Raw genomic sequence first — 13638 nt, 5'->3', positions numbered from 1 at the left:
TCAACGCCCACAAGGCCGGCACCGTCAAGGGCCTCGCCGCCGAGGTCGGCGCCTCCCTCACCTCCGGCGCCGTGATCTGCGAGATCAAGGACTGACGCCACCCCGCACCGCACCGCCCGGCGAACGTCACCCGTTCGCCGGGCACCCGACTTTCCGGACGACTTCCGGACGACTTTCTGGACCATGGAACGCCCATGCGCGCCGACGCCCGCCGCAACCACGACCGGCTGCTCGCCGAGGCCCGCACCGTCTTCGCCGAGCACGGCACGGACGCCTCGCTGGAGGACGTGGCCCGCCGGGCGGGCGTGGGCATCGGCACCCTCTACCGCCACTTCCCGAACCGACACGCCCTGATGAGCGCCGTCTTCGAGGACGCGGTGCGTGAACTCCTGGCCAGGGCCCACGCCTTGCGGACCGCCCCCGACCCGTGCCAGGCCCTGCTGACCTGGCTCCACGAGGTGGTCGTCCACGCGGCGGCGTACCGGGGCCTGTCGAGGGCCCTGATGTCGGCGTCGTCCACCGATCCGGCCTCGGCTCTGGCCCGCTGTGGCACCCCGATGAGGGAGGCGGGCGAGGCCCTGCTGACCCGAGCTCAGAACGCGGGCACAGTAAGGGCGGACGTACGCATCGGCGACCTCCTCCAACTCACCCACGCCATCGCCCTGGCAGCGGAGGAGTCACCGGGAGACCCGGATCTTGCAGACAGATTGCTGGAACTGACGTTGCGCGGACTTACCTGAGGGGCGCTGGGGGCACCCCCGGCCGAAGGCTGGGGGAGGAACGGCGCGAGCAACCACACACAGCCCGCACCCGCCCATCCACATGCACCCCTACGGCGACCAGGCACAGTCACCGCCGCCGCATATCAGCAACCCGCCCCCGCTCGACCCCCGTCGGCTGCTCTCCCTGCAGCATCGACGCCGACCGCAACCCCGACCCCGGCGCCTGACTCCGGCGCGGCCCCGGCAGGGCGACGTCCCGACGCTGTTGATGCTGCTGCTGTCGCGTCGGGACCTGATCACCCCCCGGGTTTCCCGACGCCCCGGCCACGGCGATCTGCACCCCCTGATCGGCAAGGGCCTGCAGTTCGGTGACGGCACGGTCGTCGTGGGGCGGCGGCTCGTCCGTGACCAGCCGGGTGATGACGTCGGTCGGCACGGTCTGGAACATCGTGTCCGTGCCGAGCTTGGTGTGGTCGGCGAGGATGACGACCTCCGCGGCGGCCTGCACCAGCGCCCGGTCGACGGACGCCGACAGCATGTTGGACGTGGACAGCCCCCGCTCGGCCGTCAGGCCGCTCCCGGACAGGAAGGCCTTCGACACGCGCAGCCCCTGCAGGGACTGCTCCGCACCGGAGCCGACGAGCGCGTAGTTGGAGCCGCGCAGGGTGCCGCCGGTCATCACGACCTCGACCCGGTTGGCATGGGCCAACGCCTGCGCCACCAGCAACGAGTTGGTGACGACGGTCAGGCCGGGCACTCTCGCCAGCCGGCGGGCGAGCTCCTGCGTGGTGGTACCCGCACCGACCACGATGGCCTCGCCCTCTTCGACGAGGCTCGCGGCGAGATCGGCGATGGCCGTCTTCTCGGCGGTCGCGAGATGAGATTTCTGCGGAAAGCCGGACTCCCGCGTGAACCCGCCCGGCAGTACCGCACCGCCGTGCCGGCGGTCGAGGAGTCCTTCTGCCTCCAGTGCGCGCACGTCCCGCCGTACGGTCACTTCGGAGGTCTGGACGACGCGGGCGAGCTCACGGAGCGACACGGCCCCGTTCGCTCGCACCATTTCGAGGATCAATTGGCGACGTTCTGCAGCGAACACGAAACTGACAGTAACCCCAACGACCGTCTGCTTTCAGCAGTTTGCGCCGAATAGCAGAAGTTGTTCGCACAGCAGGGTCAGGAGTGGTATAGGGCCTACCCCGCCCGACTATGCCGTACGCATGTCCGACAACTCCCCGTGACCAGCGGGGAGTCGGTTCCGGCCGTCAGAGTTCGCTGCCGGTCTTCCGGGTGTGCAGCTGTCGCGCCACTTCCGCGATCGACCCCGAAAGGGAGGGGTACACGGTGAACGCGTTCGCGATCTGTTCGACCGTCAGATTGTTGTCGACGGCGATCGAGATCGGATGGATCAGCTCCGAGGCCCGCGGCGAGACGACCACACCGCCCACCACGATCCCCGTCCCCGGCCGGCAGAACAGCTTCACGAAGCCGTCCCGGATGCCCTGCATCTTCGCGCGCGGGTTGCGCAGCAGCGGCAGCTTCACCACCCGGGCGTCGATCTTGCCCGCATCCACATCGGCCTGCGTGTACCCCACCGTCGCGATCTCAGGATCGGTGAAGACATTCGACGAGACGGTCTTCAGATTCAGCGGGGCCACCGCGTCACCCAGGAAGTGGTACATCGCGATCCGCCCCTGCATGGCGGCCACCGACGCCAGCGCGAACACGCCCGTCACGTCACCGGCGGCGTACACACCGGGCGCGCTCGTCCGCGACACCTTGTCGGTCCAGATGTGCCCGGAGTCGCGCAGTTTGACGCCGGCCTCCTCCAGCCCCAGCCCCGCACTGTTCGGAATGGCACCGACAGCCATCAGGCAGTGCGAACCGCTGATGACCCGGCCGTCCGCGAGCGTGACCTCGACCCGGTCGCCGACCCGCTTGGCGGCGGCGGCCCGCGACCGCGCCATGACGTTCATGCCACGGCGCCGGAAGACGTCCTCCAGAACGGCGGCCGCGTCCGGGTCCTCGCCCGGCAGCACCCGGTCCCGCGAGGACACCAGCGTGACCCGCGACCCCAGCGCCTGGTACGCACCGGCGAACTCGGCACCGGTCACACCCGACCCGACCACGATCAGCTCTTCGGGCAGCTCGGTGAGGTCGTAGACCTGGGTCCAGTTCAGGATGCGCTCGCCATCCGGCTGCGCATCGGGCAGCTCACGGGGATGACCACCCGTGGCGATCAGCACGGCATCGGCGACGAGCGTCTCCTCGCTCCCGTCCGCGGCCGCGACGACGACCTTCCGCGACCCGTCCAGGGCCTGCATGCCCTCCAGCCGCCCACGCCCCCGCATGACCCGCGCACCCGCACGCGTCACCGAAGCGGTGATGTCGTGCGACTGGGCCAGCGCCAGCCGCTTCACACGCCGGTTGACCTTCCCCAGATCAACCCCGACCACCCGGGCGGCCTGCTCCAGGGGCGGGGTGTCATCGGCGACGATGATCCCCAGCTCCTCGTACGACGAATCGAAGGTCGTCATGACCTCGGCCGTAGCGATAAGGGTCTTCGACGGCACGCAGTCGGTCAGCACCGACGCTCCGCCCAGACCGTCGCAGTCGACGACGGTCACCTCCGCGCCGAGCTGCGCGGCCACCAGCGCCGCTTCATAGCCGCCGGGTCCGCCACCGATGATCACGATCCGAGTCACGTACTCCATTGTCCCGCACGCTTCAAGGTGCTATTGCCCGGGGGCGGCGCCCGGCGCCACCGGGGACAGGAGTGACGCACGGGACGGCTGTCGTACCCTCTCCCCATGTCGTCGCTCTACGCCGCGTACGCCGCCAATCTCGACGCGCGGCTGATGTCCCGCCGCGCCCCGCACTCGCCCCTGCGCGCCACCGGCTGGCTGAACGGCTGGCGGCTGACCTTCGGCGGCGAGCAGATGGGCTGGGAGGGCGCCCTGGCGACGATCGTCGAGGACCCCGTCTCCCAGGTCTTCGTCGGCCTGTACGACATCGCCCCGATGGACGAGGAGTCCATGGACCGCTGGGAGGGCGTCGGCCTGGGCATCTACCGCCGCGCCAAGGTCCGCGTGCACACCCTGGAGGGCGAGGAGACCGCCTGGCTCTACGTCCTCGACGGCTACGAGGGCGGCCTGCCCTCGGCCCGCTACCTCGGCGAGATCGCCGATGCGGCGGAGTCCGCGGGCGCACCACACGATTACGTGATGGAGCTGCGCAAGCGTCCCTGCTGAAGGACGCCCGCACCTAGACTTGACAGGATCCGACAGAGGAACTGGAGGCCGCCATGACCGGCAGGAATGCCTACACCGTGTACTACACCGAGCAGGCGGCGGCAGCCAGGGACCGGCTCGACGAATCACAGCGCGCCGCGTTCGACAAGGGCATCATGATGCTCGCCCAGGACCCGTTCCCCGAACTGTCCCGGCCCATAAGCTCCACAGGAGACGACCGGACCATCCGGCTGACGCAGAGCATCCTCATCGAGTACACCGTGAGCGTGGGCCGGCTGTTGATCTTCATCGTCGAGGTCTTCAACGACAAGGACATCTTCGTCACCGGCGTCTGACCGCCCCACAAGTCGCACAGACCACCCACAGCCAGTACAAAAGTTGCCTGCGTCACACCGTTCATCGGAAACGACAAGACAACGATCGCAATCCCATGAGCTCCGTCATCTACGCGCGTAGGCCCAGACCGGCTACTCTCATCCGCGTGAACGCATCTCTTCTTCCGGACGACATCCAGGGCGACCCCCACGCCGCCGCCGACGCGGCCGCCGCCCGCCTGCGCGAGCTCACGGGCGCCGACACCCACGACGTCGCCCTCGTGATGGGCTCCGGCTGGGCGCCGGCCGTCGACGCCCTGGGCGCTCCCGACGCCGAGTTCCAGGTCACCGAGCTGCCCGGCTTCCCGCCGCCGGCCGTAGCGGGACACGGCGGCACGATCCGCTCGTACTCCTCCGGTGACAAGCGCGCGCTGGTCTTCCTGGGCCGCACGCACTACTACGAGGGCCGGGGCGTCGCCGCCGTCGCCCACGGCGTCCGCACCGCCGTGGCCGCGGGCTGCAAGACGATCATCCTCACCAACGGCTGCGGCGGCCTGCGCGAGGGCATGCGTCCCGGCCAGCCGGTCCTCATCAGCGACCACATCAACCTGACGGCGACCTCCCCCATCGTCGGCGCCAACTTCGTCGACCTCACCGACCTCTACTCCCCCCGCCTGCGCGCCCTGTGCAAGGAGATCGACCCCAGCCTCGAAGAGGGCGTCTACGCGCAGTTCCCCGGCCCGCACTACGAGACCCCGGCCGAGATCCGCATGGCCCGCGTGATCGGAGCGGACCTGGTGGGCATGTCGACGGTCCTCGAAGCGATCGCCGCGCGCGAGGCGGGCGCCGAGGTGCTGGGCATCTCCCTGGTGACGAACCTCGCCGCGGGCATGACGGGCGAGCCCCTCAACCACGAGGAGGTCCTCCAGGCGGGCCGCGACTCGGCGGCACGCATGGGCGAACTGCTGGCGCAGGTACTGGGCAGGCTCTGAAGCGCCATCCGGGTTGCCGGTTGCGGGTCCGACGGCGTCTGCGGACCCGTCGTGGCCGGTCGCGCAGTTCCCCGCGCCCCTTACGGGGCGCTGCAGTCACCCTCGCCGAAAAGGGGACGGGATTCTGAAACCGCCCACGGCGGGAAGGGGACGGGGCGGGGAGTTTCCGCCCGCAGCGGCCGGCGTTCGTCACCCTGTACGGCACGAGATGCACCACCGCCGGTCCGAGGACGGAGACTCCGCGCCCCGGCCCCGACTCACCCACCGACCGCAGGCGCTACGCGCACCCCCACCGAAGCCGCGGATGCGCCGCAGGCACACCACGAGAGGTTGGACGACGACCGTGCACGACGATCTCATCGCCCGGGCCCGAGCCTGGCAGACCGAGGACCCCGACCCGGAGACCCGCGACGAGCTCGCCAAGCTCATCGACGCAGGTGACCTCACCGAACTGTCGGCCCGCTTCAGCGGCACCCTCCAGTTCGGCACCGCGGGCCTCCGCGGCGAGCTCGGCGCCGGCCCGATGCGCATGAACCGCTCCGTCGTCATCCGGGCCGCCGCCGGCCTCGCCGCGTACCTGAAGAACCACGGCCAGGCCACCGGCACCGTCGTCATCGGCTACGACGCCCGCCACAAGTCCGCCGACTTCGCCCGCGACACCGCCGCGGTCATGACCGGCGCCGGCCTCCACGCCGTCGTACTCCCCCGCCCCCTCCCCACCCCCGTCCTCGCGTTCGCCATACGGCACCTCGGCGCGGTCGCCGGCGTGGAGGTCACCGCCAGCCACAACCCGCCCCGCGACAACGGCTACAAGGTCTACCTGGGCGACGGCTCCCAGATCGTCCCGCCCGCAGACGCGGAGATCGCCGCCGAAATCCAGGCAATCACCACCCTCCACGAAGTCCCCCGCCCCGACACCGGCTGGAAAACCCTCGACGACACGGTCCTGGAGGCCTACCTGGCCCGTACGGACGCCGTCCTGTCCCCCACCTCCCCCCGCACCGCCCGCACCGTCTACACGGCCATGCACGGCGTCGGCAAGGACACCCTCCTCGCCGCCTTCGCCCGCGCCGGCTTCCCCGCCCCCGCTCTCGTCGCCGAGCAGGCCGACCCGGACCCGGACTTCCCGACGGTCGCCTTCCCCAACCCGGAAGAGCCCGGCGCGATGGACCTCGCCTTCGCGAAGGCCCGCGAGACCGACCCCGACCTGATCATCGCCAACGACCCCGACGCCGACCGCTGCGCCGCCGCCGTCAAGGACGACGGCGCGTGGCGCATGCTCCGCGGCGACGAGGTCGGCTCCCTCCTCGCCGCCCACCTGGTCCGCCGCGGCGCCACCGGCGTCTTCGCCGAGTCGATCGTCTCCTCCTCCCTCCTCGGCCGTATCGCCGAGAAGGCGAACCTCCCCTACGAGGAGACCCTCACCGGCTTCAAGTGGATCGCCCGCGTCGACGGCCTGCGCTACGGCTACGAGGAGGCCCTCGGCTACTGCGTCGACCCGGACGGCGTCCGCGACAAGGACGGCATCACCGCGGCCCTCCTGATCACCGAGCTGGCCTCGGTCCTCAAGGAGGAGGGTCGCACCCTCGTCGACCTCCTCGACGACCTCGCGGTGGAGCACGGCCTGCACGCCACCGACCAGCTCTCGGTCCGCGTCGAGGACCTCTCCGTCATCGCACAGGCCATGCAGACACTCCGTGAGCACCCCCCGACCGAACTCGCGGGCCTCCCCGTCACCAAGGCCGAGGACCTCACCCGGGGCACGGACACGCTGCCCCCCACCGACGGCCTCCGCTACACCCTCACCGGCGCCCGGGTCGTCGTCCGCCCCAGCGGCACCGAGCCCAAGCTGAAGTGCTACCTGGAGGCAGTGGTCCCGGTGGCCGCGCGCACCGACCTCCCGTCGGCCCGCGCACAGGCCACCCGGACCCTGGCCGCGATCAAGCGGGATCTCTCCGCGGCGGCCGGCATCTGACGCCGACGGGGGTGCCTCTCCGCCAGGGGGCACCCCTACGGGTGATTTCGCGACGGCGACCGACCCACCCACCGCGCCCCGCCCCGGCTCCCGGGGAACGGTGATCCGGTACCGCCCGCCGCAGCCGTCGTACTGGAGCCGCCGCCGTGTCCTCGACCGCCCCCGACACCGCCCCCCACGGGCACATCCCGGGCACCCGACGACCCCACCTCCCCACCCCGGCCGTCCCCCGCCACGCCCTGCGCCGGGCGGCTCCCGCCCTCATCGCGTACCTCGCCGTTCGCCTCACCGGCCTGGTGGTCCTCACCGTCTGGGCGCACCGGCGCCACCACGGCGTGTGGCCGATGCTGGCGACGCAGTGGGACTCCCGCTGGTACCTCGGCATCGCGGACCACGGGTACACCCACGCACTCGGCACCGCGTACGACCACAACAACCTGGCGTTCTTCCCGCTGTATCCGCTCCTGGTGAAGGCCGTCGCGGTGGTGACCCCCGGCACCCGGGCCAGCACCGGACTGGCCCTCGCGTGGCTGGCCTCGCTCTTCGCGGCCTGGGGCGTGTTCGCGGTGGGCGACCGACTGGCCGGCCGCCGGGTCGGCCTCCTCCTCACCGTGCTGTGGGCGGCGTACCCGGTCGGACTGGTCCAGTGGATGGGCTACACCGAATCCCTCTTCACGGCCTTCGCCGCGTGGACGCTGTACGCGGTGCTGACCGAGCGCTGGCTGTACGCGGCGGCCGGCTCGGTACTCGCCGGCCTGACCCGCCCGACGGGCATCGCCGTGGCCGCCGCCGTCACCGTCACGGCCCTGCTCTCCCTCCGCACCCGCTTCTCGCCCCGCGCCCTGACGGCGGCCCTGCTGGCCCCCCTCGGCTGGTGCGCGTACGTCGGCTGGGTGGGCGTCAGACTCCACCGCTGGGACGGCTACTTCGCCGTACAGCGGATGTGGCACAACGAGCTGGACGGCGGCGCGGAGACCCTGCGCTGGCTGCGGCATCTGTTCGGGCAGGTCTCGCGCCCGGAGCTGTTCCTGGTCGTGGTGAGCCTGACGATGCTGGCCTCCGTCGTCCTGTTCGGACTGGCCGCGGGGGACCGGCAACCGCTCCCGCTGCTCGTCTTCAGCGCGGTCCTGCTGCTGATCGTGGTCGCCAGCGGCGGCGTCTACTTCCCCCGCGCCCGCTTCCTCCTCCCCGGCTTCCCACTGCTGCTGCCGGTGGCGGGGTACCTCGCCCGCGCCTCGGCACGCGTACGCGTACTCGCCCTGACGGCGGCTGTCGCGGGCTCGGCGTACTGCGGGGCGTACATGCTCCTGGTGTGGCCGAGCGCCCCGTGAGCGGTCAGTCCCGCACGAGGTAGCTGAACCCCGTGTCCGGCCCCACGCACGACTGGAGGGTGAGGTCGCCCCAGTAGAGCCCGGCGGCCGGGGCGCCGCGGCCCGGGGCGACGTAGTTGGCGTACACGGTGTACGTCCAGGTGCCGCGCGGGGTGCCGATGGTGACCTTGGTGCCGACGCGGAGGGTGGCGAACAGGTCGAACCCGCAGTAGTCGTGACCGACGATCACGACGGTCCGCATCTCGTAGCCGTCCTCGGTGCCGATGTTGGGGCCCGCCCACTGCACGGCGTCCTGGCAGGCGTCCACCTCGTCCTGCCCGCCGCGGATCACCCCCGCGGACCAGGTGCCGATCCGGATGGTGGTGCCGGCCGCCCGCCCGGTCGCGCCCGCGGTGGCCCTCGGCGTGGCGGCCGCGGTGGCGGAGGCGCTCGGACGGCGGGACGACGTGACCGGCACCCGACGGGACAGGTCCGGCCCGGGCACCCGGCCGCCGTCCGCGCTCGCGGAGGGGCTGGGCGTACCGGGCCGCGGGGTACGAGGCACGGGCGGCGCGAGGGAGGCCGGTGCGGAAGCGGACGCCGGGGGAGCCGACGACGGCGGAGTCACCGCCACCGGAGCCGAGTCCGCGGACATCCGGTCCGCGGTGTCCGGGACCCGCGCCCCCGCCCCTGCCCTCTCCCCGGGGCCGCATCCGGCGACCAGCACCGCCGCCACGACCGCCACCGGCACCCCGGCGACCCGGCCGGCACCCGGCTGCCGCCACCCCGTCACCCGAAACGTCCGTTCACGTAGTCCGAAGTCCTCTCGTCCTGGGGTGAGTTGAACATCGCGTGGGTGTCGCCGTGCTCGACGATCACGCCGGGTGTGCCGTGCGAGGCGAGGAAGAAGGCGCAGTTGTCGGAGACGCGGGCGGCCTGCTGCATGTTGTGGGTGACGATGACGATCGTCACCTCGTCCTTGAGGTCGTGGATGGTCTCCTCGATACGGCGGGTGGACGTCGGGTCGAGCGCCGAGCACGGCTCGTCCATCAGCAGCACGCGGGGCCGTACGGCGAGCGACCGGGCGATGCACAGCCGCTGCTGCTGGCCGCCCGAGAGCGCGCCGCCGGGCTGCCGGAGCCGGTCCCGGACCTCCTTCCACAGGCCCGCCTTGGTGAGGCACTCCTCGACCATGTCGTCCTTGCCGCCGCGGCCGACCTTGATGGCGTTGAGCTTGAGGCCCGCGACGACGTTGTCGTAGATCGACATCGCCGGGAAGGGGTTGGGCTTCTGGAAGACCATGCCGATCTCGCGGCGGGCGTGGGTGATGCGCCGGCCGCGGTCGTAGATGTCGACCTCGTCGAGGAGCACGCGGCCGGCCAGCGACGCGGAGCCGATCAGCTCGTGCATCCGGTTGAGGATGCGCAGGAAGGTCGACTTGCCGCAGCCGGACGGGCCGATGAGCGCGGTGACCTGGCGGGCGGGCATGGTGAGCGAGACCCGGTCGAGGACCTTGTGGTCGCCGAACCAGGCGGAGACGCCGTCGGCGCGCAGGGTGGCGGGGCCGTCGCCGAAGCGAGGGCCGCCGTCCCGGCCGCTCTCGACGGGCGGCTGGACGACGGTGTCGACAAGATCGGTGTTCTCGGACATGCGGTGGGTCAACTTCCGTGCGAAGGCCGGTGGTTCAGAGCAGGTTCGGCAGCAGTGCCGTGAGGGACTGGGAGTCGGCGAGGCCGAGCGCGAGCAGCAGCGGGCCCGCGCAGATCCAGGTCTGCCAGCGGCCCCAGACGCGGAAGGAGACCACCGCGAGCAGCGCGGCGAGCAGCAGGCCCTGGGTCCACAGGAAGACGCCGAGCCAGGCGCCGGAGTCGGTGCCGAGGGCCTGTTCGGAGTCGGCGATCCAGCCCGCCCGCAGGTCACGCGGCGGGTTCGGCTGCACGGCCGTGACCAGCTTGGCGTCGACCCGGAGCACCCCGCTCGGGGTGTACGGCGCGCCGGTCGCGGTGATGAGGGTGAGCCGGCCCTGCCCCTCGGCGACCGGTGCGGGCAGTGCGTCGCCGGCCTGGCGGATGCCGGTGACCTCGTAGACGACCTTGCCCTGACCGGTGGTGATCTCGATACGGCTGCCGACGGGCAGCTGGTGCAGGTCGTGGAACGGGCTGCCGTATCCCCACTGACGGCCCATGATCACCGCGGTGCCGGCCTGACCGGGCAGCGGGGTGTCCCTCCGGTGCCCGGGCCCCGCCATCAGCACCTCGGAGGTGGTCCCCTCGGCGACGACCTCCTTGAGACCGAGGGCGGGGATCCGCAGCAGGGCGACGGGCGCGCCCGCCTTCAGCAGCTTGCCCTCGTAGTCCCGCTGGCCCACGGGGGCGGTGCCCAGGGCGAGTTCCTTGCGCAGTTCGTCGTAGGCGGTCTGCTGGTCGCGGGCGTGCTGGAGGTGGCCGACGATGGTGAGGTTCGCGGCGAAGCCGAGGAGCACGGCGGCGAGAACGCACAGGGCCGCCCCGGCGAGTGCGAGCCCGGGGCGGGCGGGGGGCCGCGGGGTCTCCTGGCGCGGCTCGGTGGTCGGCGGGGGCGGTGGCGGGTCGGGCGGTCCGTCGGCGGGCGCCGACGCGCCGGCCGGGGGCGGGGCGAGGGTGGTCACGGGCTGCGCTCCTCGAAGCGGAGGGTGTTCTACGGCTTGCTGTGGGGGCGGGGCGGGCCCGGAGGCGCGTCGGCGTGCGCCCCCGGGCCGTCCCGTCGGCCGGGTCGGCCGGGCCGGCCGCCCGGTCGGTCAGTGGTGCTGCGGGGTGTCACCGCCGAAGGTCAGCATTCCCTTGCGGCGCATGTGGAGCACGAGCGCGCCACCGGCGGACAGGAACGCGAGGGAGGCCAGGCCGATCGCGCCGATCTGGGCGCCGGTCGAGGCCATGGAGCCGCCGCCGCTGCCGGAGCCGCCGGTGTCCCCACCGGTGGAACCGCCGGTGTCCGAACCGCCGCTGCCGGTTCCGCCCGTGTCCGTGCCGCTGGAGTCCGAGGCGGACGCACTGGGCTCGGGGGACTCGCTGGAGTCGTCGGAGCCGGTCGTGAAGGCGAAGTCGACGCTGTGCCCGTCGGTCTTGTCCTCGGCGAGGGTGAGCGTGTGGTCGCCGTCCGCGATGTCCTTCGGGACCGTGAACGCGTAGTTCTCCACGGTGCCGTCGGCGTTCGCCTTGGCGTCGTCGAACGTCGCGTCGCTGTCGGCGAGGGTGACCTTGACCGCGGCGCTCGCGGTGTAGCCACGGGCGGTGATCTTCACCTTCTGCCCGGCTTCGAGGTTGGGGTTGGTGTCGAGGGTGTTGCCGTCCTCGTCGGTGACGGTGAGGTCGGGGTTCTCGGTGGGGCTGGGGCTGGAGGTGGCCTCGTCGGTGCTGACGAAGGCGAATTCCGCGCGCGAGCCGGAAACCGTGAAGAAGAGGCTGTGCCCGTCATTGCTCAACGCGTTGGGCACGGTGAACGAGTAGTCCGCGATGGTGCCGTCGGTGTTCGCGGTCACGTCGGCGAAGGTCGCGTTGGAGCCGGAGACGCTGACCTGCGCCGTGGCCCCCGCTGCGAAGCCCTTGGCCGTCACCTTCACGGTCTGGCCCAGGTGCAGGGTGGGCTTGTCGGCGAGGGCGTTTCCGTCGGCGTCCTTGGCGGAGACGACGTAGGCGATGGTCGTGGGCGCGGTGGCCTCGGACGCGGCATAGGCGTCGGCGTCGGTCGGGGTGAACACGGCGCCGTAGGTCGTGGTGCCGGCGATCGCGGGTGCCTTGACCGTGAGTTGGGCCGAGCCGTTCGTGACCTCCGCCGTGCCGAGCGAGGTGTCGCCGTTCTTGAACTCCACAGAGCCGGCCGCGGCGGGGGTCACCGTAGCCGTCAGCTTGAGGTCGCCGCCCACGGCAACGCCCGAGTCCGCGGTCAGGGCGAGCGACGTGGGCTGCTGTTCGAGCAGGGACCAGGTAGTGCCCGAGACCCGGATCTTGGCAAGGAAACGGTCGGCGGTGGTGCTGGTGCCGCACGTCAGAATCACCGTGTACGTGCCGTCGTAGGGAGCGGAGACACCCGCCGAGGTCAGCGCCGACTGCAGACTCGGCTTGGTCGCTGTCGCCTGCAGGGCCACGGTGAACGGGTCCGCGCCGACGCCGGTCTTCGTCGAGGACTGGGCGAGGGGCAGGGACGTCGTCGGTGACGTCGGGTTCACCAGCCTGAGCACGACCGTCTGCGCGGTGGTCGCGTTACAGCCGGAACTCGTGGTGACGGACGTGGTCATGGGGATGTCGGTGATGCTTCCCGAGGCCGGGCTGACCGTGAGCTTGCCGAGGTCGGTGGTCGCGCTGGCCCGGCCCGAGAAGGCGAGGACCCCGGCCAGGGCGGCGAACAGCAGCGCGCAGCAGGTCAACAGCGCCACCGGTGACCTGAGTTGTGCGAGACGGAGATTCATGTGGTGGTCCCCCCGCGGGGTCTGGGTCGTGGATGAATACGCCGACAGGGCCGGACACCCAGGGGGTGCCCGGCCGTTGCGCGGCTACTGGATGGTGATCAGCTCTCGCCCTTGACGGTCGTGCTGCCGCAGTCACTGCCGAGGGTGCCGAAGCCGTAGGTGGTGATGATGGAGGTGTTCGTGCACACCGCCGAGCCGGTGCCCACGAAGGTGGCCGCGATCAGGGAGTCCGACAGCTTGGCGGTCGGGACGACGTTGTAGACGTTCCGCAGGTAGGGGAAGGACAGGTTCAGCGTGAGGTCCGAGTTGCGCGCGGCCTGGCCGCCCACCGAGCCGAGCACGGCTTCACCGCGACGGTCGTCCACGACGAAGGACTCCTGGGCGGTGTACTGGGCCACGGAGTACGGGAAGATGTCACCCGCGCTGTCGACGATCGAGCCGTCGTTCTCCTGGATGGAGGAGTCCGAGGTGACGCAGGAACCGGGGGTCGTCACGCCGATGGAGCTGAGGAAGAAGGCGCGGGTACCCGAGGCCGACTGCGGCAGGATCGGGGTGAGCGTGACACCGTTGAGCGAGGTCAGGGTGCACTCGTAGATCGCCTTGAGCTGGGCGGTCGTCAGGTCGTCGGGCAGG

The 13638-nt window shown here is 71.6% G+C and carries 12 protein-coding genes and 1 pseudogene; 6 read left to right on the top strand and 7 right to left on the bottom strand.

Annotated elements, in window-relative coordinates:
- Positions 1-194 precede the first annotated feature (194 nt).
- Positions 195-740 carry a TetR/AcrR family transcriptional regulator gene (locus ABT137_RS34640; protein ID WP_351715077.1) on the top strand — a complete coding sequence of 182 codons (546 nt, stop codon included), beginning with the start codon at positions 195-197 and terminating at the stop codon, positions 738-740.
- Between the two features lie 109 nt (positions 741-849).
- On the opposite strand, the gene ABT137_RS34635 is transcribed toward ABT137_RS34640, so the two are convergent.
- Both ABT137_RS34635 and ABT137_RS34630 read right to left on the bottom strand, forming a co-directional pair.
- Entirely contained in the window at positions 850-1782 is a 933-nt protein-coding gene (locus tag ABT137_RS34635) for a DeoR/GlpR family DNA-binding transcription regulator (RefSeq protein ID WP_502984617.1), read from the bottom strand.
- Positions 1783-1984: 202 nt separating this feature from the next.
- Positions 1985-3433: an NAD(P)H-quinone dehydrogenase gene (locus ABT137_RS34630; protein WP_351715075.1), complete on the bottom strand. Its 1449-nt coding sequence runs from the start codon at positions 3431-3433 to the stop codon at positions 1985-1987.
- Between the two features lie 96 nt (positions 3434-3529).
- Between ABT137_RS34630 and ABT137_RS34625 the strand changes: the two genes are divergently transcribed.
- The 5 genes from ABT137_RS34625 to ABT137_RS34605 all read left to right on the top strand — a co-directional run bounded on the left by ABT137_RS34625 (position 3530) and on the right by ABT137_RS34605 (position 8582).
- On the top strand, positions 3530-3970 hold the full coding sequence (locus tag ABT137_RS34625; RefSeq protein ID WP_351715074.1) for a gamma-glutamylcyclotransferase family protein: 441 nt from the start codon (positions 3530-3532) through the stop codon (positions 3968-3970).
- Between the two features lie 53 nt (positions 3971-4023).
- Positions 4024-4305, top strand: coding sequence for a type II toxin-antitoxin system RelE family toxin (locus tag ABT137_RS34620; protein ID WP_351715073.1), 282 nt, complete (start codon positions 4024-4026; stop codon positions 4303-4305).
- 146 nt (positions 4306-4451) lie between these two features.
- Positions 4452-5276 carry a purine-nucleoside phosphorylase gene (locus tag ABT137_RS34615; RefSeq protein WP_351715072.1) on the top strand — a complete coding sequence of 275 codons (825 nt, stop codon included), beginning with the start codon at positions 4452-4454 and terminating at the stop codon, positions 5274-5276.
- A gap of 343 nt (positions 5277-5619) precedes the next feature.
- Positions 5620-7251: a phospho-sugar mutase gene (locus ABT137_RS34610; protein WP_351715071.1), complete on the top strand. Its 1632-nt coding sequence runs from the start codon at positions 5620-5622 to the stop codon at positions 7249-7251.
- Positions 7252-7397: 146 nt separating this feature from the next.
- On the top strand, positions 7398-8582 hold the full coding sequence (locus ABT137_RS34605; protein ID WP_351715070.1) for a hypothetical protein: 1185 nt from the start codon (positions 7398-7400) through the stop codon (positions 8580-8582).
- A 4-nt stretch (positions 8583-8586) separates the two neighbouring features.
- Here ABT137_RS34605 and ABT137_RS34600 read toward each other — a convergent pair whose 3' ends face one another.
- The 5 genes and pseudogenes from ABT137_RS34600 to ABT137_RS34580 form a co-directional block, all read right to left on the bottom strand.
- Positions 8587-9354 carry a hypothetical protein gene (locus ABT137_RS34600; RefSeq protein ID WP_351715069.1) on the bottom strand — a complete coding sequence of 256 codons (768 nt, stop codon included), beginning with the start codon at positions 9352-9354 and terminating at the stop codon, positions 8587-8589.
- Positions 9351-10211: a phosphate ABC transporter ATP-binding protein gene (locus ABT137_RS34595; protein ID WP_351715068.1), complete on the bottom strand. Its 861-nt coding sequence runs from the start codon at positions 10209-10211 to the stop codon at positions 9351-9353. Before ABT137_RS34595 ends, ABT137_RS34600 begins: the two co-directional genes overlap by 4 nt.
- A gap of 34 nt (positions 10212-10245) precedes the next feature.
- On the bottom strand, positions 10246-11208 hold the full coding sequence (locus tag ABT137_RS34590; protein WP_351715067.1) for a sortase: 963 nt from the start codon (positions 11206-11208) through the stop codon (positions 10246-10248).
- 129 nt (positions 11209-11337) lie between these two features.
- Positions 11338-13005, bottom strand: coding sequence for an Ig-like domain repeat protein (locus tag ABT137_RS34585; RefSeq protein WP_351715066.1), 1668 nt, complete (start codon positions 13003-13005; stop codon positions 11338-11340).
- 98 nt (positions 13006-13103) lie between these two features.
- Positions 13104-13638 (bottom strand): annotated as a pseudogene (locus ABT137_RS34580) (hypothetical protein); the annotation flags it as partial.

This window comes from Streptomyces sp. NPDC001980 (assembly GCF_040296885.1).
Lineage (GTDB): Bacteria > Actinomycetota > Actinomycetes > Streptomycetales > Streptomycetaceae > Streptomyces.
This window is presented reverse-complemented; position numbering and strand designations above follow the sequence as displayed.

Bases quoted from the DNA above. Each gene is read 5' to 3' on its own strand.
- ABT137_RS34595 (WP_351715068.1), bottom strand. From the start codon at position 10,211: ATGTCCGAGAACACCGATCTTGTCGACACCGTCGTCCAGCCGCCCGTC.
- ABT137_RS34630 (WP_351715075.1), bottom strand. From the start codon at position 3,433: ATGGAGTACGTGACTCGGATCGTGATCATCGGTGGCGGACCCGGCGGC.
- ABT137_RS34625 (WP_351715074.1), top strand. From the start codon at position 3,530: ATGTCGTCGCTCTACGCCGCGTACGCCGCCAATCTCGACGCGCGGCTG.
- ABT137_RS34640 (WP_351715077.1), top strand. From the start codon at position 195: ATGCGCGCCGACGCCCGCCGCAACCACGACCGGCTGCTCGCCGAGGCC.
- ABT137_RS34635 (WP_502984617.1), bottom strand. From the start codon at position 1,782: ATGGTGCGAGCGAACGGGGCCGTGTCGCTCCGTGAGCTCGCCCGCGTC.
- ABT137_RS34585 (WP_351715066.1), bottom strand. From the start codon at position 13,005: ATGAATCTCCGTCTCGCACAACTCAGGTCACCGGTGGCGCTGTTGACC.
- ABT137_RS34620 (WP_351715073.1), top strand. From the start codon at position 4,024: ATGACCGGCAGGAATGCCTACACCGTGTACTACACCGAGCAGGCGGCG.